At 23.8% G+C, this 23,274-nt stretch carries 21 protein-coding genes and 1 other RNA gene; 13 read left to right on the top strand and 9 right to left on the bottom strand.

Going from position 1 to position 23,274, the window contains the following annotated elements:
• The first annotated feature begins 205 nt into the window (after positions 1-205).
• From dksA to panC, 3 genes are all read left to right on the top strand, one after another.
• On the top strand, positions 206-661 hold the full coding sequence (gene dksA / locus FQV33_RS03055) for an RNA polymerase-binding protein DksA (RefSeq protein WP_158348495.1): 456 nt from the start codon (positions 206-208) through the stop codon (positions 659-661).
• A 98-nt stretch (positions 662-759) separates the two neighbouring features.
• A complete protein-coding gene (gene panB, locus FQV33_RS03050) occupies positions 760-1,551 on the top strand; it encodes a 3-methyl-2-oxobutanoate hydroxymethyltransferase (RefSeq protein ID WP_158348493.1) in 792 nt (263 codons plus the stop codon).
• Between the two features lie 33 nt (positions 1,552-1,584).
• Positions 1,585-2,442, top strand: coding sequence for a pantoate--beta-alanine ligase (gene panC / locus FQV33_RS03045; RefSeq protein WP_158348491.1), 858 nt, complete (start codon positions 1,585-1,587; stop codon positions 2,440-2,442).
• Between the two features lie 12 nt (positions 2,443-2,454).
• Here the strand turns inward: panC and hpt are convergent, their stop codons facing one another.
• Positions 2,455-2,988: a hypoxanthine phosphoribosyltransferase gene (gene hpt / locus FQV33_RS03040; RefSeq protein ID WP_158348489.1), complete on the bottom strand. Its 534-nt coding sequence runs from the start codon at positions 2,986-2,988 to the stop codon at positions 2,455-2,457.
• A gap of 708 nt (positions 2,989-3,696) precedes the next feature.
• Here hpt and thrA point away from each other — a divergent pair.
• From thrA to thrC, 3 genes are read left to right on the top strand one after another with little or no spacing between them, the layout of a single operon-like run.
• Complete coding sequence (gene thrA, locus FQV33_RS03035) at positions 3,697-6,144, top strand: bifunctional aspartate kinase/homoserine dehydrogenase I (RefSeq protein WP_158348488.1); 2,448 nt, start codon at positions 3,697-3,699, stop codon at positions 6,142-6,144.
• Between the two features lie 21 nt (positions 6,145-6,165).
• The gene (gene thrB / locus FQV33_RS03030) at positions 6,166-7,095 is read left to right on the top strand and encodes a homoserine kinase (RefSeq protein ID WP_158348486.1); all 930 of its coding nucleotides are present in this window, start codon (positions 6,166-6,168) and stop codon (positions 7,093-7,095) included.
• Between the two features lie 3 nt (positions 7,096-7,098).
• The gene (gene thrC, locus FQV33_RS03025; RefSeq protein WP_158348484.1) at positions 7,099-8,388 is read left to right on the top strand and encodes a threonine synthase; all 1,290 of its coding nucleotides are present in this window, start codon (positions 7,099-7,101) and stop codon (positions 8,386-8,388) included.
• A gap of 90 nt (positions 8,389-8,478) precedes the next feature.
• On the opposite strand, the gene ychF is transcribed toward thrC, so the two are convergent.
• The 3 genes from ychF to FQV33_RS03010 form a co-directional block, all read right to left on the bottom strand.
• Positions 8,479-9,567, bottom strand: a complete 1,089-nt coding sequence (gene ychF / locus FQV33_RS03020; RefSeq protein ID WP_158348482.1) for a redox-regulated ATPase YchF — start codon at positions 9,565-9,567, stop codon at positions 8,479-8,481.
• Between the two features lie 64 nt (positions 9,568-9,631).
• Positions 9,632-10,165, bottom strand: a complete 534-nt coding sequence (gene pth / locus FQV33_RS03015) for an aminoacyl-tRNA hydrolase (RefSeq protein ID WP_193201193.1) — start codon at positions 10,163-10,165, stop codon at positions 9,632-9,634.
• Positions 10,166-10,261: 96 nt separating this feature from the next.
• Positions 10,262-10,873, bottom strand: coding sequence for a Fe-Mn family superoxide dismutase (locus FQV33_RS03010; protein WP_158348478.1), 612 nt, complete (start codon positions 10,871-10,873; stop codon positions 10,262-10,264).
• A 168-nt stretch (positions 10,874-11,041) separates the two neighbouring features.
• On the opposite strand from FQV33_RS03010, the gene rnt reads away from it, so the two are divergent.
• Entirely contained in the window at positions 11,042-11,704 is a 663-nt protein-coding gene (rnt, locus tag FQV33_RS03005) for a ribonuclease T (protein ID WP_158348476.1), read from the top strand.
• A gap of 112 nt (positions 11,705-11,816) precedes the next feature.
• On the opposite strand, the gene grxD is transcribed toward rnt, so the two are convergent.
• Positions 11,817-12,143, bottom strand: coding sequence for a Grx4 family monothiol glutaredoxin (grxD, locus tag FQV33_RS03000; RefSeq protein WP_158348474.1), 327 nt, complete (start codon positions 12,141-12,143; stop codon positions 11,817-11,819).
• A gap of 142 nt (positions 12,144-12,285) precedes the next feature.
• Between grxD and ssrA the strand changes: the two genes are divergently transcribed.
• Positions 12,286-12,657, top strand: a transfer-messenger RNA (tmRNA) gene (gene ssrA, locus FQV33_RS02995).
• A 28-nt stretch (positions 12,658-12,685) separates the two neighbouring features.
• On the opposite strand, the gene FQV33_RS02990 is transcribed toward ssrA, so the two are convergent.
• Positions 12,686-13,003: an outer membrane protein assembly factor BamE gene (locus tag FQV33_RS02990; RefSeq protein ID WP_158348472.1), complete on the bottom strand. Its 318-nt coding sequence runs from the start codon at positions 13,001-13,003 to the stop codon at positions 12,686-12,688.
• A gap of 132 nt (positions 13,004-13,135) precedes the next feature.
• Positions 13,136-14,014 carry an NAD(+) kinase gene (gene nadK, locus FQV33_RS02985; RefSeq protein ID WP_158348470.1) on the bottom strand — a complete coding sequence of 293 codons (879 nt, stop codon included), beginning with the start codon at positions 14,012-14,014 and terminating at the stop codon, positions 13,136-13,138.
• Between the two features lie 118 nt (positions 14,015-14,132).
• Here nadK and FQV33_RS02980 point away from each other — a divergent pair, with 118 nt between their 5' ends.
• Positions 14,133-14,708 carry a nucleotide exchange factor GrpE gene (locus FQV33_RS02980; protein ID WP_158348468.1) on the top strand — a complete coding sequence of 192 codons (576 nt, stop codon included), beginning with the start codon at positions 14,133-14,135 and terminating at the stop codon, positions 14,706-14,708.
• Between the two features lie 100 nt (positions 14,709-14,808).
• Here FQV33_RS02980 and ung read toward each other — a convergent pair whose 3' ends face one another.
• Positions 14,809-15,474 (bottom strand): uracil-DNA glycosylase, encoded by a 666-nt coding sequence (gene ung, locus FQV33_RS02975; protein WP_158348466.1) that lies wholly within the window; start codon positions 15,472-15,474, stop codon positions 14,809-14,811.
• An 84-nt stretch (positions 15,475-15,558) separates the two neighbouring features.
• Between ung and FQV33_RS02970 the strand changes: the two genes are divergently transcribed.
• Positions 15,559-16,155 carry a peroxiredoxin gene (locus FQV33_RS02970; RefSeq protein WP_158348464.1) on the top strand — a complete coding sequence of 199 codons (597 nt, stop codon included), beginning with the start codon at positions 15,559-15,561 and terminating at the stop codon, positions 16,153-16,155.
• Positions 16,156-16,248: 93 nt separating this feature from the next.
• On the opposite strand, the gene FQV33_RS02965 is transcribed toward FQV33_RS02970, so the two are convergent.
• Positions 16,249-16,980, bottom strand: coding sequence for a DUF2076 domain-containing protein (locus FQV33_RS02965; protein WP_158348462.1), 732 nt, complete (start codon positions 16,978-16,980; stop codon positions 16,249-16,251).
• A gap of 260 nt (positions 16,981-17,240) precedes the next feature.
• On the opposite strand from FQV33_RS02965, the gene gyrA reads away from it, so the two are divergent.
• From gyrA to nrdB, 3 genes are read left to right on the top strand one after another with little or no spacing between them, the layout of a single operon-like run.
• A complete protein-coding gene (gene gyrA, locus FQV33_RS02960) occupies positions 17,241-19,760 on the top strand; it encodes a DNA topoisomerase (ATP-hydrolyzing) subunit A (protein WP_158348461.1) in 2,520 nt (839 codons plus the stop codon).
• Between the two features lie 59 nt (positions 19,761-19,819).
• Positions 19,820-22,108, top strand: coding sequence for a class 1a ribonucleoside-diphosphate reductase subunit alpha (gene nrdA / locus FQV33_RS02955; protein WP_158348459.1), 2,289 nt, complete (start codon positions 19,820-19,822; stop codon positions 22,106-22,108).
• Between the two features lie 35 nt (positions 22,109-22,143).
• Entirely contained in the window at positions 22,144-23,274 is a 1,131-nt protein-coding gene (nrdB, locus tag FQV33_RS02950; RefSeq protein WP_158348457.1) for a class Ia ribonucleoside-diphosphate reductase subunit beta, read from the top strand.

The following is a 23,274-nucleotide window of genomic DNA, read 5'->3' as shown; positions in this document are numbered from 1 at the left end:
AAACATATTTAATTAAAGTTTGTGTTAAAATTAGTTTTTAATAATTTTCTAAAAATATTGTACTCAATATAAAAATTATTTGTAAAAAAATAAAATATATTACATATAAAAATATTTATAGATTATTTATAATATATACTTATTCTTCTAAAGAAGAATATTTTTTTAAAATTTATACATTAAAATTTTTTACTAGGAAAACACTATGGAAAAAGAAAAACAAAAAAAAAAATCTTCTTTAAATGTTCTTTCTATAGCTGGATTAAGACCTTATCAAAAACAAATAGACGAACAATATATGAATGAAAGTCAAATGTTACATTTTAAAAAAATTCTTGAAACATGGAAACATCAATTAAAATTTGAAATCAATCATACTCTACTCTATATACAAGATAAATCGACTAATTTTCCAGATCCCATTGATCGAGCAGCACAAGAAGAAGAATTTAGTTTAGAACTAAGGAACCGAGATAGAAGTCGAAAATTAATAAAAAAAATTGAACTAACTTTAAAAAAAATAAAAAATAATGATTTTGGTTATTGTAATTCTTGTGGAATTGAAATTGGAATACGTCGTTTAGAAGCCAGACCAACTGCAAGTTTATGTATTGACTGTAAAACATTAGCAGAAATTAGAGAAAAACAAATGGCTGGTTAGTCATATAGATTAGGATATTCGATTGATACATTAAATTATCTCGAGTATCCTTTTAATTAATTTATATTCAAATTAACTTATTAAAAATCGGATTAAAGATGAAATCTATTAATATTTCTACATTACAGAATTGGAAAAATGAAAAAAATAAATTCGCTGCAATTACAGCTTATGATTTTAGTTTTGCCAAGTTATTTGCAAACCAAGGAATCCCAATTATACTTGTTGGAGATTCTCTTGGTATGACAATTCAAGGTCATAACTCAACAATACCTGTTACAGTTCAAAATATTGAATATCATACAAAAGCAGTAAGAAAAGGTGCTCCAAATGTTTTTTTAATATCTGATTTGCCATTTATGTCTTATTACCAAATAAATCAAGCATTAAAAAATACTTCTAAAATTATTCAATCCGGTGCTAATATGATTAAAATAGAAGGTGGAAAAAACTTAATTCATATTATTAAGGAATTATCGAATCATTCAATATTAGTATGCGGACATATAGGACTTACTCCACAACATATAAACTATTTAAGTGGATATAAGGTTCAGGGAAAAACTGAAAAAGACGCAAGTAAAATAATAGAAGAAGCTTTATTACTTGAAGATGCAGGAATTAAAATGCTAGTATTAGAATGCGTTCCTGCAAAATTATCAAAAATAATAACTGAAAGATTGTCTATCCCAGTAATTGGAATAGGAGCTGGAAATTACACCGATGGACAAATACTAGTAATGCAAGATCTATTAGGAATTACTGAGGGTAAAAAACTAAAATTTACAAAAAATTTTCTTTCTCAAAATGGAAGTATTCAAAATGCAATTAAAGCATATATTTATGAAGTGAAAAAAGGTATTTTTCCTAACGAAAAAAATAGTTTTTAAAAAATTTCAAATATCCTATAAAATAAAACCATTATGTACATAATAAAAAAAATAGATACTTTATATAAAAAAATTCAATTTTTTAAAAAACAACAAAAAACATTAGCACTAGTTCCTACTATGGGTAATTTACATGAAGGTCATATAAAATTAATTTTACTAGCCAAAAAATATGCAGATATTGTTATTGTAAGTATTTTTATTAATCCTATGCAATTTGATAATACATTAGATTTAAAAAAATATCCTCAAACTTTTTTAGAAGATTGCTTAATTTTAAAAAATGAAAAAATAGATATTTTATTTGCCCCTAAAATATCTGAAATTTATCCTAATGGTATAAAAATGCATACCTATATCCAAGTACCTAAATTATCTAAAATCATTGAAGGAAAATCACGACCTGGACATTTCATAGGAGTAACAACAATAATTGGAAAATTATTTAATCTAATACAACCTAATTTTTCATTTTTTGGAGAAAAAGATTATCAACAATTATTAGTAGTAAAAACTTTTGTTAAAGAATTAAACTATCCAATAAAAATTATTAGTTTACCTATAATTCGACTAAAAAATGGATTAGCTTTTAGTTCAAGAAATAGATATTTAAATGCGTTAGAATTAAAAAAAGCTCCATTTTTATATAAAATTATAAGATCGACAATAAATATTATTTTAAAAAATAATGGGAGAAAATTATATGAAACTATAAATCTTGCAAAAATATCTCTAATAAAAAAAGGATTTCTAGTTGATATATTTAATGTATATAATTCTAAAACACTAGATGTTTTTTCTAAAACAAACAAACAAAACATTATTCTTGCATCTGTTTGGTTAGGAACTACTCGTTTAATTGATAATAAAAAATTTAAATTACCAAATTAAAAATAAATATTTTTATTTTTTAAAAACTACTTTTCCTATGTAAGGTAAATAACGATAACATTGAGCATAATCTATTCCATAACCCACTATAAATTCATCAGGTATAGAAAAACCTACAAAATCAATATTAATATTAACTTCACGACATTCAGGTTTATCTAAAAGTGTGCAAATTGATAAAGATTTTGGATTTCTAAGCTTTAAAATACCTAATACTTTGCTTAAAGTTTTTCCAGAATCAATAATATCTTCAACAATTAAAACATTTTTATTATAGATATCTTCATCTAAATCTTTTATAATTTTTACATCTCCACTAGATATAATTCCACGACCATAACTAGAAGTAGTCATAAAATCCACTTCATGTTCAATTGTAATACTACGACATAAATCTGCTATAAATACAAATGAACCACGTAATAGAGCAATTAATATCATTTTATTTTTGCTATTTCTATATTTTTTAGTAATTTCTCGCCCTAATTCACCAACACGAATACCTAATTCTTTTTCAGAAAAAATAACTTTAATAATATGTTTCATAATATTAATTGATTTTTTAATTTAAATTATAATTTTATTATACTAAAAACAATCTAATTGATATTGATTAAAAATAAAAAACATTAATAATAGATAAAATTTCAATACTCAATTAAAAATTGAAATATTTATTTTTTAAACTATTGCAATAATAATAATCATTATGTTATAAAAATTATTATATTTACAAATATTAATTAAATACTTTATGTAATTATTCTATTATTTTTATTTATGCTATATCTTAAATATATATATTTTTTAATATATTTACACAAATACCTGCATAAATAATCTTATTATTTAAAATTATTTTATAAATATAAAATGTTATTAATAAATTATTTTTTTAATATTATTTAAAAAAAACAAACTAAATTTATGATAAAATTAATAGCATATAAGTTATACTAATAACAATAAATTTAAATATATTTTCAATTAAAAATCTGACTCTTATTAAAAAACTACCTAATAAAATAATTAAATTACTTTAAATACTTATTAATTTTAACTCTCAAGATGTTACATCAAATATTAATATCTATTTATAATCTTATCATAATAGAATTACTATTCTAGTTTACTATACTATTCTAGTTTACTATAAATAAACTTACATATAATGCAGGAGAAATATATTTCTAATAAAAATAAATTATAAACAATACAAGTTTTTTATGAAATAAATTTAAGGATTCATGAAATATGAAACTATTAAAATTTGGTGGAACTTCATTAGCCAATGCAGAAAAATTTTTATGTGCGGCTGATATCATAGAAAAAAATAAAAATTATGAACAAGTTGCAATAGTTCTTTCTGCGCCAGCTAAAATAACTAACTATCTAGTTAATATTGTTGAAAAAAACATTAATATTAATGAAATGTTAGAACAAATTGAACTTGCAGAAAAAATATTTATTGAAATAATACAAAATATCAAACAAATAAAATCTTACTTTTTATATGAAGAAACAAAAAAAATAATTGAAATTGAATTTAATGAATTAAAAAAAATAATAAATAATTTTACATCATTTAAAAAATACCCTGACAATATACAAGCCATTATAATGTCTCGTGGAGAAATACTTTCAATTTGGATTATGAAAAATATATTAAAATCTAGATACCATCAAGTTACTATCATAAATCCTATTGAAAATATTATATCTACAGGAAGTTTTTTAAATTCTTCAGTTGATATTAATGAATCTAAAAAACGTATTAGTAAAATTAATATAAATGAAAATAATATTATTTTAATGCCAGGTTTTATTTCAGGAAATAAAAAAGGCGAACTAGCATTATTAGGGCGTAATGGATCAGACTATTCTGCGGCAATATTAGCTTGCTGTTTAAATGCACAATTATGTGAAATTTGGACAGATGTTGATGGTGTTTTTACTTCGGATCCAAAAAAAATATCTAATACTTTTTTATTAAATTCAATATCATATGAAGAAGCAATGGAATTATCTTATTTTGGAGCTAAAGTAATACATCCACGAACTATCGAGCCACTTAAAAAATTTAATATACCATGTATTATTAAAAATACTTCTAACATTGAATCTAAAGGTACATTAATTTGTAAAAAAAGCAATCATAGTAAAGATATTCTAAAAGGTGTAACTAATATAGATGATATCGCAATGTTTACAATATCTGGTGATTTAATAAAACAAAAAAATAATACAATTACACAGATATTCAATCTACTTGAACAAGAAAATATTAACATTATATTAATTACTAAATCATCATCAAAAAATAATTTTAGTTTTTGTGTTTTAGAAAAAGAAACACAAAAAATACTCATTTTATTAAATCAATTATTTCCATTAGAATTACAAGAAAAAATTTTAAACAATATTAATATAATTAAAAATTTATCCATATTATCTGTAATTGGTTTTAATATTTCTCAAAAATACGATATTGCTTCAAAAATTTTTTCTTCTTTAGGAAAATCTAAAATTAATATTCTTGCAATTTCACAAGGATCTTCAAAATATTCTATATCGTTAGTAATTAAAAAAGAGAATATTTTACAAAGCATGCAAATTATTCATAATGCATTATTTTATAATAAAAAAATTATAAATGTTTTTTTAATTGGAATAGGTGGAGTAGGAAAATCATTAATCAAACAAATATTACAACAAAAAAATTTTTTAGCGAGCAAAAATATAGAAATAAAAATTCGTATTATCGCAAATTCTAAAAAAATATTATTTTTAAATGATTTAATTGATTTAAAAAATTGGGAAAAAGCTTTCCAAGAGTCAAAAGAAAGATTTAATCTTGAAATACTAAATAAATTATTAAAAGATAATTCTTTTTTAAATTCAGTTCTAATTGATTGTACTTCTGATGAAATTTTATCTAAACAATATGTGAACTATTTTTTAAAAGGATTCCATGTCATTACATCAAATAAAAAAGCTAATACTAGTCCATTAAAATATTATAATGAAATAAGAACTACTGCATTAAAAGAAAATAAAAAATTTTTATATGAGACTAATGTTGGCGCAGGATTACCTGTTATACAAACATTACAAAATCTATTTAATACAGGTGATAATTTAATTTGTTTCAAAGGAATATTATCTGGTTCGCTATCTTTTATATTTGGCAAATTAGAAGAAAATATTTTATTGTCAGATGCCACTAAACAAGCTAAAGATTTAGGTTTTACAGAACCAAATCCATGTGACGATTTATCAGGAATAGATGTAGCTAGAAAATTATTGATTTTAGCACGTGAAGTAGGATATAAAATAGAATTAGAAGATATTAACATTGAACCAATATTACCCGAGTATTTTAAAAAATGTAAAAGTATTAAGGAATTCTTATATAAATTAAAAGAGATGGATGTTCCTTTTATAGAAAGAGTTAAAAAAGCACGAAATTTAGGAAAAGTATTACGTTTTGTTGGAACAATAGAAAAAGGAGGAAAATGTTCAGTAAAGATTGAAGAAATAAATAGTAATAATCCATTATACAAAGTTAAAAATGGTGAAAATGCACTGACATTTTATACAAATTATTATCAACCGATTCCTCTTGTATTAAGAGGATATGGTGCTGGTAACAATGTTACTGCCTCTGGAGTATTTGCCGACCTACTACGTACAATATTATAAACGTCAGTGTGGAGTACAGTAATGATTAAAATTTATGCACCAGCTTCTATTGGTAACGTTGGAGTTGGATTTGATATTTTAGGTGCAGCCATTAAACCCATAAATGGTGAATTATTAGGTGATTGTATAACAATAAAATTATCAAAAAATTTTCAATTGATTAATAAAGGAATATTTTCTAATCAGTTGCCTACAAATACAGAACAAAATATTGTCTGGAAATGTTGGTCTAAATTTTGCAAAATAATACAAAAAAATATCCCAGTTTCTATAATTCTAGAAAAAAATTTACCTAGTGGATCAGGACTAGGTTCTAGTGCTTGTTCTATAGTTGCCACTTTAGTTGCAATTAATGAAATTTTTAATAATCCATTAAATTCAAAAGAATTGCTATTACTTATGGGAGAAGTAGAGGGAGAAATCTCCGGAAGTATTCATTACGATAATGTTGCTCCATCTTATCTTGGAGGGCTTCAATTAATCTTAGAAGACTCTCATATAATTAGTCAAAATATACCTAATTTTACAACTTGGTTTTGGATAGTTGCTTGGCCAGGAGTAAAATTATCTACTGCATCAGCAAGAAAAATTTTACCTAAAAAATATACAAAAGATATTTGTGTTAAAAATAGCCGTTATTTAGCTAGTTTTATTCATGCATCATATACTCAACAATCTAATTTAGCAGCAAGATGTATGAAAGAATTGATCGCAGAACCATATCGTAGTAAATTACTTCCTAATTTTTTTAAAAACAAAGAAGAAATTAAAAAATTAGGTGCTATAAGTTGTGGTATATCTGGTTCAGGACCAACTATTTTTGCTGTTTCAGAAAACATTAAAATTGCTAAAAAAATATCTTTATGGCTGAAAAACAACTATTTGAAAAATAAAACAGGATTTGTTCATATTTGTTATATAGATACAAAAGGTGTTCGAAAAATAGGATAAAAAATGAAACTTTATAATTTAAAAAATCATAGCGAACAAGTTAATTTTGAAACTGCTATCAAACTTGGATTAGGACAACAACAAGGATTATTTTTTCCAGTAAAAATACCAATCATTACACCTTTTGAATTATCAGACATATTAAAAATGGATTTTATTACAAGAAGTACTGAAATACTTTCTAAATTTATTGATAATGAAATATCTAAAAAAAAAATATATGAATATGTAAAAAAAGCCTTTTCATTTCAAAAACCATTAAAAGTTTCAATTAATAAAAATATAAGTTGTTTTGAATTATTTCATGGTCCAACACTAGCATTTAAAGATTTTGGAGCCCGTTTTATGGCTCAAATGATTTTTTCTTTGAAGAAAGAAAATGAAAATTTTACTATTTTAACTGCAACATCAGGAGATACTGGAGCTGCAGTTGCACATGCATTTTATAAAATGAAAAATATTCGAGTAGTTATTTTATATCCGAAAGGAAAAATTAGTTTCTTACAAGAACAATTATTTTGTACTTTAGGGCAGAATATAACAACTATATCAATTAATGGTAGTTTTGATGATTGTCAAAATTTAGTTAAAAAAGCTTTTGATGATAAAAAATTAAAAAAATTAATAGGTTTAAATTCTGCTAACTCTATTAATATAAGTCGTTTATTAGCACAAATATGTTATTATTTTGAAGCTTTTTCATTAATTTCAGAAGAACAACAAAAAAATTTAGTTATAGCTGTTCCATGTGGAAATTTTGGAAATTTAACAGCTGGATTACTAGCGAAATCTATTGGTTTACCAATTAAATCTTTTATAGCTTGTACAAATGCAAATGATACTGTTCCAAGATTTTTAAAAAATAGACAATGGAAACCAAAAAAAACTATATCTACGCTTTCTAATGCTATGGATATAAGTCAACCAAATAATTGGCCTAGAATCGAGGAATTATTTCGTAGAAATAATTGGAATTTAAATGATTTAAGATTTGGAAGTGTATCAGATAAGATAACTAAGGAAACAATCAAAGAACTTTTTAAATTAGGATATACTTCTGAGCCACATGCTGCAATTGCATATCGATTATTAAATGATCAATTAAAAGAAGATGAATATGGTTTATTTTTAGGAACAGCGCATCCATCTAAATTCAAAGATACTGTCGAAAATATTTTAAAAAACAGTATTACTTTACCAAATGAAATTAAATGTAGAATTGATTTACCGCTATTATCTCATAATATAAACCCAGATTTTAATCAACTTAAAGAATTCTTATTAAATAAATAAAAACCAAAAAATTAGAGAGGATAATTTTCCCTCTCTAATAAAAAAATAAATTAACAAATATCATATAGTTTTTAAATAATTAAATTATTTTTAAATATTAAACAAAAAGTTAACAATGTCACCATCTTCGATTTTATAATCTTTTCCTTCAAGTTTACATTTACCCATTTCTTTAACTTTAATTTCACTTTTATATTGAATAAAATCTATATACTTAATAATTTGAGCTCGAATAAAACCTTTACTAAAATCACTATGAATTTTATGAGCTGCTTGAACACTCGTACTACCATTAGGTATAGACCAAGCATGAATTTCTTTGATCCCAACTGTAAAAAATGTTATTAAATCAAGAATTTTATAACCGTATTTAATAATTTTATTTAATCCTAAATTTCTTATATTAAAAGCTTTCATAAAATATTTTTGTTCTTTTTTATTCATGTTAACCAAATCTAATTCTAAATTTGAATAAATTGGAACAACTAGAGAATTATCTTTTTTTGCTATTTCATTTAATTCATTTAAAAAAACTAAAGATTCTTTATTCTCATTAATATTTGCAATATACATCGTTGGTTTCAAAGTTAAAAATCGAAAATCACTAATCATTTTTTTTTCTGTTTCATTTAATCGTAAAGTTTTAAGCATTAAAAAATGCTTTAAATGATTCATACATTTATTTAAAACAATTAATTTGTTTTTTGTTTCTTTTATATCATATTTCAAGTTCTTTTCTAATTTTAATATAGACTTTCTACAAGAATCAAAATCAGACAATATAAGTTCAGAATTAATTATATCTACATCGTTTGTAGGTTTTATTTCATTATAAATATGACTAATATTATCGTCTTTAAAACATCGTACAACATGTGCAATAGCTTGAGTGTCTCTAATATTGCTTAAAAATTGATTTCCCAAACCCTCGCCTTTAGACGCACCTTTAACTAAACCAGCAATATCTACAAATTCTATACATGTATTTACTATTTTTTTAGGAGAAACAATTTTAGAAAGTTCATCAATACGAATATCAGGAACTGAAACTATTCCAATATTAGGTTTAATAGTACAAAATGGAAAATTTGCAATTGCAGAATTTCCTTTAGTTAAGGCATTAAATAAAGTAGATTTACCAACATTAGGAAGACCTATAATACCGCATTTAAAACCCATATTTATATACCTTAAAATAAATAACTTTATTTTAGATTAAAACAATAAAAAAATTCTTAATTAATTAAGAAATATCACTCAATAATATAAGAGTTTCTTTTATAGCATATTGAATAGATATATTAATTAAATTAGTTTCTTCTATTGTAGGATCTGAAAGTACAAAAGATGATATTTCTTTTTTATTTTTTGGTCGACCAATACCAATTCTAAACCTATAAAAATCTATTTTTTTATTAAAAATATTAACAATACTTCTTAAACCATTATGACCACCATGTCCATAACTATATTTTAGTTTTAATTTACCAGCTTCTAAATCTAAGTCATCATGTACTACCAATATTTCGTTTAAATTAATATTATAAAATGAAGATATTTTATATATTGCAATCCCATTAATATTCATAAAAATATTAGGTATAAATAAACGAATATCATTTGAATGTATATTAATAGAAGCAATAAAACCAAAAAATTTTTTGTCTTCTTTTAATAAAGTGTTAAAATATTTTGCTAAAGAATAAATATACCAAGAACCTATGTTATGACGTGTATTATGATATTTATTTTTAGGATTAGACAACCCTACAATCATCTTAATAATACTCAAAATAATCCTTTAATATTTTTCTATAATTTTATATGTTCAAACATATAATATAAATATATTATATGTTTTTAATAAAAAATTTTATTTTTGCAAGCGAATATCAACTTTATCCCAATTTACTACATTCCAAAATGCTTGAATATAATCTAATTTTCTATTTTGATATTTTAAATAATATGCATGTTCCCAAATATCTAAACCTAAAATAGGTTCACCATAAGTATTTGATATTAATTTACCCATTAATGGATTATCTTGGTTTATAGTAGATACTATATCTAGTTTTCCATTTTGATTTACTAACCAAACCCATCCTGAACCAAAATGTTTCATAGCAATTTCTTCAAATTTATTTTTAAAAGATTCAAAACTTCCAAAACTTTTTTCTAATTCTAATTTGACATTCCTATTTAATACAGTGTTAATTTTTAAAGATTCCCAAAAAAAACTATGATTTATATGTCCACCTGCATTATTACGAAGTGCATTTTTATTGTCTAAACTTATTTCATTGAATATAGACATCAGCTCTTCAATTGAAAGAGAAGAAAAAGCTGTATCTTTTAAAATGGCATTAGTATTATTAATATAATTTTGATGATGTTTTGTATGGTGAATTTTCATTGTTTCTTCATCAAAATAAGGTTCTAAAGAATTATATGAATAAGGTATTGAAGGTAAAAAATAACTCATTTTTTTTTCCTATTAAAATATGAAATATATATAAAAATTAAATTAAAAATTTCATCTTAAATATTATATTAAATTATAGTACAATTATTACATAATAAACAAGAATCATAATAAATATAAAAATTAATTTTATTAAATAAAAACGATAGTTTTTTAAATGAGATGTAAATGCCTACAACGCAAGAATTTAATTTATTAAATAATCGATTTCGAAATTTTTATCCTGTCGTAATTGATATTGAAACAGCTGGTTTTAATCCAAAAACCGATGCATTATTAGAAATTGCTTTAATAACATTAAAAATGGATAAATTAGGGTGGTTGCATACAGCAAGCACACTCCACTTTCATATTAAACCTTTTAAAGGATCCATTATTAATCCTGATGCCATTGCATTTAATAAAATTGATCCATTTAATCCATTACGTGGTGCTATTAGCGAAAAATTAGCAATTAAATCAATATTAGAAACAGTAAAACAAGGAATAAAAATAGAAGGTTGTAGAAAAGGTATTGTAGTTGCGCATAATGCTAGTTTTGATCATAATTTTTTAATGGCAGCAATACAAAGACTTCAAATTAAAAAAAATCCATTTCATCCATTTGTTACATTTGATACAGCCGCACTAAGTGCATTAGTTGTTGGAGAAACAGTTCTAGCAAAAGCATGTAAAGCTGTTGGATTAACATTTGATAATAATCAAGCTCATTCTGCACTTTATGATACTTTACAAACTGCAAATCTTTTTTGCGAATTAGTGAATCGTTGGAAATGTTTAGGTGGATGGCCAGTTAATATAAAAAATACAAATACTTTTCTTAAAAATTAAAATACTATTTTAGTTTTTATAAAATTTTTAAAAATTATAAAAAGATATGACATTAATAATATTTTTTTAAAAATGTCATATCTTTTTTAAAAGTAATTTAATAAATTGAATTTTATTTATTATATTTATTTATTGTTTTAGATATTAACTTCTGTAGATCTCCATTTTGCATCATTTCTATTATAATGCTACAACCTCCTATTAACTCACCATCTATCCATAATTGAGGAAATGTAGGCCAATTTGCATACTTAGGTAATTCTCTTCTAATATCTGTATTTTCTAAAACATCTACATATGCAAATTTTTCTCCACATGCTGATAAAGCTTGTACAGCTTGAGCAGAAAAACCACAACTAGGAGCGCTTGGCGTTCCTTTCATATAAATTAAAATAACATTATCTTTAATTTGATTTTCTATCTTTTTAATTATATCCACAATTTACTCCATTTTAAAATTTATAAATCTAAAAAACATTAAAAATAATTTTTCCAGTTTAAATGCTTTTAAAATATTTTCTAGACAACTTTATTTTTTTTTGTAATACTAATAAATTAATTAATTTATAATCTCCAAATATGGGGCTGTTTTGGATTCGACAAGATTATCAAAAAAATAAAGTGCATGCCGAGGAACGGTTTGCCTCGTAAAAAGCCGTAAAAAAATAGCTACAAATAATAAACAAAACTACGCATTAGCAGCTTAAAAAACTGTATAATGCCCTTTATTCTCAAAATTAACTCTTTTATAACGAGAAATTACTAAAGGTCATGCATTAAAGAGAAAACGTGAAAAAAGCTTGATAATAACACGTAAAAATATTTCTTAAGCTATACTCCTAAAATAAGTTTTTCTAAATTAGGAAAAGAATTTAACATATAAGAAAAACTAAGCATGTAGTATCTTTATTTATAGAAATTTTGGACGCGGGTTCAAATCCCGCCAGCTCCAAAATTTTTAAATATTATAATTTATTCAAATTATTCAATACTAAAATAAAAAACTTTATCTTCTTTAAAAAAAATATTTAATGTTGTTTTTTGACATGTATCTTTTGTAGATTGTTTACAAAAAATATAATGATAAGTATCACTAAAAGAATCAGAAATTATAGGATTTCCAAAAATATAAATTATTTGCTCTCTTGTCATACCTTTATAATTTTTTTTAAACTCATTTAAACTGAAATAAAACTTATCTATATTATTATAATTATAATTTTTATTGTCTAAAAATGAACAACTAGTCAATAAAAAAGTTATTAATAATATTTTAATTATAAAAATTTGAATATTCATTAATAAATTATTTCCTACTACTTTATAAAATATTGTTAATAATAATTTTTATAATAATTCTCTTGTAAATATACAATTCGAGAATATTAGATCATATTTATATATGTAATATATTAAAAATATTATATAATTTTAAAAAAATTTTTTAGACCAATTTAATTTTGAAGTTAAAGTTTCAAAATAGTTATAGCTTTTCGGATGCACGAGATTTAAATAGTAATTACTTCTTTGAAGAAGAACATGTTGTTTTTTTTTAACAGGTAATACTATTTGACTATCACAACTAATTTTTAAATCTTTTTCTACATTAGAAAACTTTAAACAAATTACACTATCACTTCTAATTACTAATGGTCGAGCTGACAAAGTATGAGGAAACATGGGTATCAATAATATAGCTTCCAAAGAAGCTGCTATAATTGGTCCTCCTGCAGAAAGTGAATAACCTGTTGAACCAGTGGGAGTTGAAATAATTAACCCATCTGAACGTTGTGCAAAAGCAAATTTTTCGTCAATATAAACTTCAAATTCTATCATATGAGCTACATATTTAGGATGTAAAACAACTTCATTAACAGCTATACTAGATTGATAAAGTTTTTTTTCCTTATAAATTTTTACATCTAATAAAAAACGGTTTTCTATAAAATAGTTTCCAGATAAAACTTCAGATAATTTTTTAAATCGATTATCAGGATTTAAATCTGTTAAAAAACCTAAATTTCCTCGATTAATACCAATGATTTTAATATTAAAATATGATAAAATTCGAGCTGTACATAATAAGTTTCCATCTCCACCAATTACTATAGCTAAATCACAAAGTTGACCGATTTCTATTAATGTAGCAGTTTTTGGATTTTTTAATTTTAACTTTTTAGAAACATTATATTCAATAAAAACTTTATAACCTCTTTTAATTAACCATTTATAAAGTATCTCATGTGTTCTTAATGCATTATAATGACGAGGACGTCCAACAATACCGATACAATTAAAATATTGTTTCATTGCATTAAAATCCCTAATGAATATATATATATATTTAATTAATACATGAATTAACTTAAAAAACATATAAAACAAATCTATATTTAACTAATACAGTAATATTCAAAACGGTGATATTATGGATACTGAAGAAAAACAAGAAATAAATAAAAATATTTCAAAACAAGATCAAGAAAAAGAAAACGAAGAAAAACTAAATAATGTTTCTACACTTAAAAAGACAAATAAAAATGAATTAAACGAATTAAAAGAAAAACTATCAAACAATCAAAAAAAAATACATGATATGCAATTAAGACATTTAGCATATATAGAAAATATTAAAAAAAAATCTGAAATAGAAATAAAAAATATAAAAAACATAAAAAAAGAAGAATTTTTTAAAAAAATAATTCCTATTATAGACATTTTAGAAGATACTTTATCTTTTTCTAAAAATTCAAATTTAGATAAAGAATCATTAGTACAAGGAATACAGTTAATATTAGAGTCTTTATTAAAAATAATGTATAAATTTGGAGTAAAAATAGAAGGTAAAAAAAATGAAATTTTTAATCCAAAAATTCATCATGTTATATTAACCGAAAATTCAAAAGAAATACAACCGAATCACATTATTTCAGTAACACGAAAAGGTTTTAGCTTTAATAATATTATACTTCGTAAAGCATTTGTAATAATTTCTAAAACTTAAAAAAATTTATATTTTTAATTATAAAACACATTAAAACTACTGAGTATATAAATAAAAATAGAAAAAATTTTATAAATTTTTTCTATTTTTACGTACAAATTTAAATATCAAACCAATTAATTTCTTTTTTTTTACATTCAACTAATATTTTATTAGTTTTAGAAAAATGTTTGCATCCCAAAAAACCTCGATGTGCTGATAATGGAGATGGATGCGATGACTTTAAAATATAATGTTTATTAGTATCAATTAAATTATATTTTTTTTGAGCGTTATTTCCCCAAAGTAAAAAAACAACAGATTTTTTATATTTGCTAATATAAAAAATCACTTTATTAGTAAATATTTCCCATCCTATATTATTATGGGATCTTGGTTTTCCTGACTCAACAGTTAAAATAGAATTTAATAAAAAAACACCTTGTTTTGCCCAATTTTCAAGACAACCATGATTAAATATATATTTTTTCTTAAAATCACTATTTAATTCTTTATATATATTTCTTAACGAAGGTGGTATATTTTTATTTTTAGGAACTGAAAATGCCAATCCGTGTGCTTGATTATTTGAAAAATAAGGGTCCTGTCCAACAATAACTACTTTAATTTCATCAAAAGAAGTTAGTAAAAAAGCTTTAAATATATCTTTAGAAGAAGGATATATGATTTTCGTTAAACGTTCTTTGTTAATATAATTAATAGCATCAAAAAAATATTTTTTTTTTTCTTGAGATAAAAGATCTTTCCAAGTTAAACTACTATTCATAAAAAACTCTTTTTTAAATTAAAAAAATAAAATATTTTAAAAAATCATGACTTTAATTTTATTTCACAATAAAAGGAGATAAAAATGGTTTTAGTAACAAAAAAAGCACCAAATTTTACAGCTCCAGCAATTTTAAGTAATGGTGAAATTACAAATACTTTTGATTTGAAAAAATATTCTAATGGTCAATCAGTTATGTTGTTTTTTTGGCCTATGGATTTTACTTTTGTATGCCCTTCTGAAATTATGGAATTTAATAAATCTTATGAAGAATTTTATAAGAGAAATGTAAAAATTGTAGGTGTATCTATTGATAGTGTTTTTGTACATCAAGCATGGCAAAATACCCTTCCTAAAAAAGGAGGAATTGGAAAAATTAAATTTCCAATGGTATCTGATATCAAGCATGAAATTCAAAAATCTTATGGTATTGAACATCCAGAATTAAATATTGCATTAAGAGCATCATTTTTAATTGATAAAAATTGGATAATACGTCATCAAATTGTTAATGATCTTCCGTTTGGACGTAATGTAAATGAAATAATACGAATGATAGATGCTATAGAATTTCATAATCAATATGGAGAAGTCTGCCCTGCAAATTGGGAACCAGGAAAAGATGGAATAACTACTTCTTTACAAGGAATTTCTTCATATTTAGATAAACATTTTTCTTAAGAATTATTTTTTATCTTAAAGTCAGCAAAAAATATGCTGGCTTTATTAAAATTTTCGAATTGAAAATAATTTTATATAAAATATTTCAAATAATTAAATAAAATTATCATCATTAATATCATTAATATCACTTGTATTATTCATATCATCATTAATGTCATTAATATGATCATCATCAAAATTAGACGTATTTTCAGAAGTGTAAAAATGATTTTCATTATCATAGTCGATTAAATTATTTTCATTATCTGGATTCAATTCGTGGTTTTCTATATTATATATAGAAGATTCGTTAATAGTATTGAACACCTCTTCTTCAGGTTTACTATGATTAAAAACATTCATTAACATATTACCTAAAATCATTCCTCCTGCTACACCAGTTGCTGTCTGCAAAGCATTTTTAAGAAACCCACTATTACCGCTATTACCATTATTACTACTGATAGTTGGAGAAGATGATGATAAAGGATGATAATTTCCTGAAGAATTTTGATCTTTTTTCCAAATATTATTATTAAACATATCTGAAGAAGTTGGTGATTTTTTAAAAAAACTAGATAAAAAACTTGGTTTTTTAGTTGTTTTATTTAAACTTAAGTTTGATATTTGATTGGTTAATTCTTCAAGTTTTAAACTTAATTTTTTTATTGCTGTTTCTTGGATTAATATTGTTTGCGTCATATAATAAGAAGAATATGGTTGTTTTTTTACCAGATCTTGGATTAAACTATTTGCTTCATTATCTCGTTCAGAAGAATTTAATTCAGTTTTTTTTAAACGATTAAATAAGTTTTCTATTAATTTTTTTTCTGCATCTTTCATACAAAAATCTCATATTCAATTATAATTAAAAAATATTATTTTAAATTATTCCAATATTAATAAAATAATTTTAACAAGCTATTATTTTAATACTTTCATTTCAAATAAACAATATAAAAAAATATTTTTCACTATTAATTATATTAGTAAAGATATTTTTAAATACAGAATCTATTTCTTTCAATGCATCTAATGTGTTAATTATGTTATAATTTTGACTTAATTTAATTTTATTAATTTAAAAAGAGACAATAGTTATTATGAAAGAACTTGCACGAGAAATCATACAAGTTAATATCGAAGAAGAATTAAAAAGTTCTTATTTAGACTATGCTATGTCTGTTATAGTCGGAAGAGCTTTACCTGATGTTCGAGATGGTTTAAAACCAGTACATCGAAGAATACTTTTTGCAATGCATATATTAAATAATGATTGGAATAAAGCATATAAAAAATCTGCTAGAATAGTAGGCGATGTAATCGGAAAATATCATCCACATGGTGATTCTGCTGTATATGATTCAATAGTCCGTATGGCTCAAGATTTTTCCTTGAGATATATGTTAATAGATGGCCAAGGAAATTTCGGATCAGTAGATGGAGATGCTGCTGCAGCAATGCGATATACAGAAATTCGTATGTCTAAAATTGCCCATGAGTTATTAATGGATCTTGAAAAAAACACTGTTGAATTTATTCCTAATTATGATGGAACTGAGTATATTCCTGAAATATTACCATCTAAAATACCAAATCTTTTAATTAATGGATCATCTGGAATAGCTGTTGGAATGGCAACAAATATTCCACCGCATAATTTATATGAAGTAATCAATGGATGTTTAGCATATATAGAAAACAATAATATCACTTTAGAAGAATTAATAAAATACATTCCAGGACCAGACTTTCCAACTGCAGGAATTATTAATGGTAAAAAGGGGATTGTAGAAGCATATCGCACTGGAAAAGGAAAAATTTATATTCGTGCCCGTAATAAAATTGAAAAAAACAAAAAAAATAATAAAGAAACAATTGTTTTTTATGAAATTCCTTATCAAGTTAATAAATCACGTTTAATAGAAAAAATCGCAGAATTAGTAAAAGATAAAAGAATAGATGGAATAACAGCTTTACGTGATGAATCCGATAAAGATGGCATGAGAATTGTTGTTGAAATTAAAAAAGAAGCATTATCAGAAATAATTTTAAATCAATTATATTCTCTTACTCAATTACAAGTTTCTTTTGGAATAAATATGGTTGCATTATGTCGAGGACAACCAAAAACTTTATCTTTAAAAGAAATAATCAAATATTTTATATTACATAGAAAAGAAATAGTAACACGTCGAAGTATTTTTGAATTAAAAAAAGCACTGAAACGTACTCATATTCTTGAAGGACTAAGTGTTGCTTTAACAAATATTAATCTTATTATTGATTTAATAAAAAACTCTAAAAATTCAATAGATGCGAAAGAACTTATTTTAAAAAAAAAATGGATTTATAAAAATAAAAAAAATAATAATAAGAATATTAAAGATATTAAACAAACAAATCAAGAAAACAATTATTATTACTTTAGTGAAAAACAAGCGCAATCAATTTTAGATTTAAGATTACAAAGATTAACTAATTTAGAACAAAACAAAATCATTTTAGAACATGATAATTTAATAAAAAAAATTACAGAACTTGAAGAAATATTAAAAAACCCAAATCGTATGCTTTCAGTGATCAAAAAAGAATTATTATTAATACAAGATAATTTCAATGATAAAAGAAAAACAGAAATAATAGAGCATCATACTGATATTAATATTGAAGATTTAATTAATCAAGAAGATGTAGTAGTTACATTATCTCATTCAGGATATGTTAAATATCAACCTATTTCTGATTATAATGCACAAAAAAGAGGAGGAAAAGGAAAATCAGCCGCGAAAATTAAAGAAGAAGATTTTATACAAAGTTTAGTAATTGCAAACACACATGATACTATCTTATGTTTTTCAAGTCGAGGTATTTTATATTGGATGAAGGTATATCAGTTACCAGAATCTAGTAGACATGCAAAAGGTAGACCTATAGTAAATTTATTACCATTAAACAACAAAGAAAGAATTACAGCTATTTTACCTGTCCACGAATATAAAGATAATCTTAATATTTTTATGGCTACTGCTCAAGGTGTAGTAAAAAAAACTTCTTTAAAAAAATTTCAAAAACCTAGATCCGCTGGAATCATAGCTATTAATCTGAGAACTAATGACGAATTAATTGGAGTAGCATTAACCAATGGTCATAATAATATTATGCTATTTACACAAAATGGAAAAGTGGTGCAATTTTTAGAAAATAGTGTTAGAGCTATGGGTAGAACAGCTTCTGGAGTAAGGGGTATTAAAATACGAAAAAATGATAAAGTTGTTTCATTAATTGTTCCTCACAAAAAAGAAAGTATTTTAATAGCAACTAACAATGGATACGGAAAACGTACAAAAATTTCTGATTTTCCAATTAAATCAAGAGCAACACAAGGAGTAATTTCAATAAAAATAACCAAGAAAAATGGAAAAATAATTGGAGCTATACAAGTAGTAGAAAAAGATCAAATTATGATGATTACTAACGCGGGAACATTAGTTAGAATTAGAGTCTCAGAAATAGGGATATTAAAAAGAAATACACAGGGTGTAATTTTAATACGCACCTCAAAAAATGAAAAAGTTGTTGCTTTACAAAGAATTGTTGAACCTATTATAGAAACTATATAATAAAAAATATTAATAATGAATTTTATAAAAATTATATTTGTAAAACAGGTTAAGTAAATATGAAAAATAGTCTATTTGTGACTAAACGTAATGGAAAAAAAGAAAAAATAAACTTAGATAAAATTCATAAAGTATTAAATTGGGCAGCTAAAGGATTAGAAGATATATCTGTTTCTCAAGTTGAATTACGTTCACGTATTCAATTTTATAATAATATAACAACTATTAATATACATGAAACAATTATTAAAGCAGCAGCAGATCTAATATCTAAAGATACACCTGACTATCAATACATGGCTGCTAGACTGGCTATTTTTCATCTTCGAAAAAAAGCTTATAACCAATTTGAACCACCAATACTATATAATCATGTTAAAAAGCTAGTAAATCTAGGAAAGTATGATAAAAACTTATTAAAAGATTATTCTTTTGAAGAATATGTAATAATGAACTCTTTTGTTGATCATCGCCGTGATATGAACTTCTCTTATGCTGCAGTAAAACAATTAGAAGGAAAATATTTATTACAAAATCGTATTACTGGACAAATTTATGAAAGCGCACAATTTCTATATATTTTAATATCTGCATGTTTATTTTCTAAATATCCTAAAAATATTCGAATGAACTATATTCAACGCTTTTATAATGCAATTTCTACTTTTAAAATTTCACTACCTACACCAATAATGTCAGGAGTAAGAACTCCAACTCGACAATTTAGCTCTTGTGTTTTAATTGAATGTGCAGATAATTTAAATTCTATTAATGCAACCACAAGTTGTATTGTGAAATATGTTTCGCAAAGAGCAGGTATTGGGATTAATGCTGGTCAAATTAGAGCTTTAGGAAGTCCAATTAGAAATGGAGAAGCATTTCATACAGGATGTATTCCTTTTTATAAACATTTTCAAAGTGCTGTCAAATCTTGTTCACAAGGGGGTGTTAGAGGTGGTGCAGCAACAGTATTTTATCCAATATGGCATCTTGAAATTGAAAATTTATTAGTTTTAAAAAATAATAGAGGTATCGAAGAAAATAGAGTACGTCATCTTGATTATACTGTTCAAATTAATAAATTAATGTACCAAAGGATGTTATTAGGGAAAAAAATTACATTATTTAGTCCTTCTGATGTTCCAGAATTATATGAAAATTTTTTTTCTAACCAGAAAAAATTTAAAGAAATATATATTCAATATGAAAAAAATAAAACTATAAGGAAAAAAACCGTTAAAGCAATTGATTTATTTTCTCTTATTATGCAAGAGAGAACTTCTACTGGACGTATTTATATACAAAATGTAGATCACTGTAATTCACATAGTCCTTTTAATCCTAAATTAGCTCCAATAAAACAATCTAATTTATGCTTAGAAATTACATTACCTACAAAACCACTAAATGATATTTATGATGAGAACGGAGAAATAGCTCTTTGTACATTATCAGCTTTAAATCTAGGTTCAATTAAACATTTACAAGAACTTGAAGAATTATCTATATTATCTGTTCGAGCATTAGATGAAATATTAGAATATCAAAACTATCCAATAATATCAGCAAAAAATTCTTCTATTTCAAGACGTTCTTTAGGTATTGGTGTAATTAATTTTGCATATTATTTAGCGAAAAATAAAGTTCGTTATTCAGATGGAAGTGCAAAAAAATTAACACATAAAACTTTTGAAGCAATACAATATTATTTATTACAAGCTTCTTGTGAACTAGCAAAAGAAAAAGGATCATGTATATTATTTAATCAAACTAATTATTACTTAGGAAAATTGCCAATAGATACATATAAAAAAGATATAGATGTAATATGTAACGAACCATTACATTTAAACTGGAATTTACTACGAAAAAAAATTAAAAAATATGGTTTAAGAAATTCGACTCTATCTGCTTTAATGCCTTCAGAAACATCTTCTCAAATCTCTAATGCTACTAATGGTATTGAACCACCAAGAGGATTTATTAGTATAAAAGCATCAAAAGATGGAATGTTAAAACAAGTAGTCCCAGATTATAAAAGATTAAAAACACAATATGAATTACTTTGGAACATACCAAATAATACTGGATATTTAGAACTAGTGGCTATTATGCAAAAGTTTGTTGATCAATCTATTTCAGTTAATACTAATTATGATCCAAAACGGTTTATAAACGAAAAAATACCAATGAAACAACTATTATATGATTTACTTATAGCATATAAATTAGGAATAAAAACTTTATATTATCAAAATACAAGAGATGGAGCTGAAGATAATTATAACTTTAATCAATCTGAAACAAATAAAGAAGATAATTGTACAAGCGGTTCTTGTATTATATAATAAAATATAAAAAATTAATTTTTAGGTATAAAAAAGTGTCTTATACAACATTTTCAAAAGAAAAAAACAATCAACTCATAGAGCCTATGTTTTTTGGACAATCTGTAAACATAGCTCGATATGATCAACAAAAATATAATATTTTTGAAAAATTAATTGAAAAACAACTTTCATTCTTCTGGAGACCAGAAGAAATAGATTTATCGCAAGATCGAATAGATTTTCAAAACCTTCCTTCACATGAAAAACATATTTTTATTAGTAATTTAAAGTATCAAACATTACTTGATTCTATTCAAGGACGAAGTCCAAATATTGCTTTTTTGCCTATTATATCTATCCCTGAATTAGAAACATGGATTGAAACATGGTCGTTTTCAGAAACAATCCATTCTCGATCTTATACTCATATAATTAGAAATATTATAAACAACCCATCTATTATTTTTGATGATATTATAACTAACAAAAATATTAATGATAGAGCAAAAGATATTTCTACTTATTATGATGAGTTAATTGAAATGACTAGTTACTGGCATTTATTAGGAGAAGGAGATCATATTATTAATAAAAAAAAAATTTACATTGATTTAAATTTATTGAAGAAAAAATTATATCTTTGTTTAATTAGCGTTAACGTATTAGAAGCTATTAGGTTTTATGTTAGTTTTGCTTGCTCATTTGCATTTGCAGAAAGAGAAGTTATGGAAGGAAATGCGAAAATTATTAGATTAATCGCAAGAGACGAAGCATTGCATTTAACTGGAACTCAACATATTTTATATCTTTTAGGTAATCAAAAAAACAATGAAAACATGAATAATATTGTTGAAGAATGTAAAGAAATAGCAACTCAAATTTTTATATCTGCTTCAGAACAAGAAAAAAAATGGGCAGAATATTTATTTCAAGATGGTTCAATGCTGGGCTTAAATAAAGATATACTATGCCAATATATAGAATATATCACTAATATTCGTATGGATGCAATAGGTTTAAAAATGCCTTTTGAAAAAAAATCAAACCCTATTCCTTGGATTGATTCTTGGTTAAATTCCGATTATATACAAAATGCTCCTCAAGAAACTGAAATTAGCTCTTATTTAGTTGGTCAAATTGACTCTGATCTATCTAGTCAAGAATTTAAAAAGTTTAAACTATAA

Source organism: Buchnera aphidicola (Aphis fabae), assembly GCF_009069125.1.
GTDB classification, from domain to species: Bacteria; Pseudomonadota; Gammaproteobacteria; order Enterobacterales; family Enterobacteriaceae; genus Buchnera; species Buchnera aphidicola_BB.
The sequence above is the reverse complement of the archived record's forward strand: the minus strand, read 5'-3'. Positions and strand labels throughout refer to the sequence as shown.

Excerpts from the sequence above, each read along its gene's own strand:
- dksA (WP_158348495.1), top strand. The coding sequence starts at position 206 with ATGGAAAAAGAAAAACAAAAAAAAAAATCTTCTTTAAATGTTCTTTCT.
- panB (WP_158348493.1), top strand. The coding sequence starts at position 760 with ATGAAATCTATTAATATTTCTACATTACAGAATTGGAAAAATGAAAAA.
- panC (WP_158348491.1), top strand. The coding sequence starts at position 1,585 with ATGTACATAATAAAAAAAATAGATACTTTATATAAAAAAATTCAATTT.
- hpt (WP_158348489.1), bottom strand. The coding sequence starts at position 2,988 with ATGAAACATATTATTAAAGTTATTTTTTCTGAAAAAGAATTAGGTATT.
- thrA (WP_158348488.1), top strand. The coding sequence starts at position 3,697 with ATGAAACTATTAAAATTTGGTGGAACTTCATTAGCCAATGCAGAAAAA.
- thrB (WP_158348486.1), top strand. The coding sequence starts at position 6,166 with ATGATTAAAATTTATGCACCAGCTTCTATTGGTAACGTTGGAGTTGGA.
- thrC (WP_158348484.1), top strand. The coding sequence starts at position 7,099 with ATGAAACTTTATAATTTAAAAAATCATAGCGAACAAGTTAATTTTGAA.
- ychF (WP_158348482.1), bottom strand. The coding sequence starts at position 9,567 with ATGGGTTTTAAATGCGGTATTATAGGTCTTCCTAATGTTGGTAAATCT.
- pth (WP_193201193.1), bottom strand. The coding sequence starts at position 10,165 with ATGATTGTAGGGTTGTCTAATCCTAAAAATAAATATCATAATACACGT.
- FQV33_RS03010 (WP_158348478.1), bottom strand. The coding sequence starts at position 10,873 with ATGAGTTATTTTTTACCTTCAATACCTTATTCATATAATTCTTTAGAA.
- rnt (WP_158348476.1), top strand. The coding sequence starts at position 11,042 with ATGCCTACAACGCAAGAATTTAATTTATTAAATAATCGATTTCGAAAT.
- FQV33_RS02990 (WP_158348472.1), bottom strand. The coding sequence starts at position 13,003 with ATGAATATTCAAATTTTTATAATTAAAATATTATTAATAACTTTTTTA.
- nadK (WP_158348470.1), bottom strand. The coding sequence starts at position 14,014 with ATGAAACAATATTTTAATTGTATCGGTATTGTTGGACGTCCTCGTCAT.
- FQV33_RS02980 (WP_158348468.1), top strand. The coding sequence starts at position 14,133 with ATGGATACTGAAGAAAAACAAGAAATAAATAAAAATATTTCAAAACAA.
- ung (WP_158348466.1), bottom strand. The coding sequence starts at position 15,474 with ATGAATAGTAGTTTAACTTGGAAAGATCTTTTATCTCAAGAAAAAAAA.
- FQV33_RS02970 (WP_158348464.1), top strand. The coding sequence starts at position 15,559 with ATGGTTTTAGTAACAAAAAAAGCACCAAATTTTACAGCTCCAGCAATT.
- FQV33_RS02965 (WP_158348462.1), bottom strand. The coding sequence starts at position 16,980 with ATGAAAGATGCAGAAAAAAAATTAATAGAAAACTTATTTAATCGTTTA.
- gyrA (WP_158348461.1), top strand. The coding sequence starts at position 17,241 with ATGAAAGAACTTGCACGAGAAATCATACAAGTTAATATCGAAGAAGAA.
- nrdA (WP_158348459.1), top strand. The coding sequence starts at position 19,820 with ATGAAAAATAGTCTATTTGTGACTAAACGTAATGGAAAAAAAGAAAAA.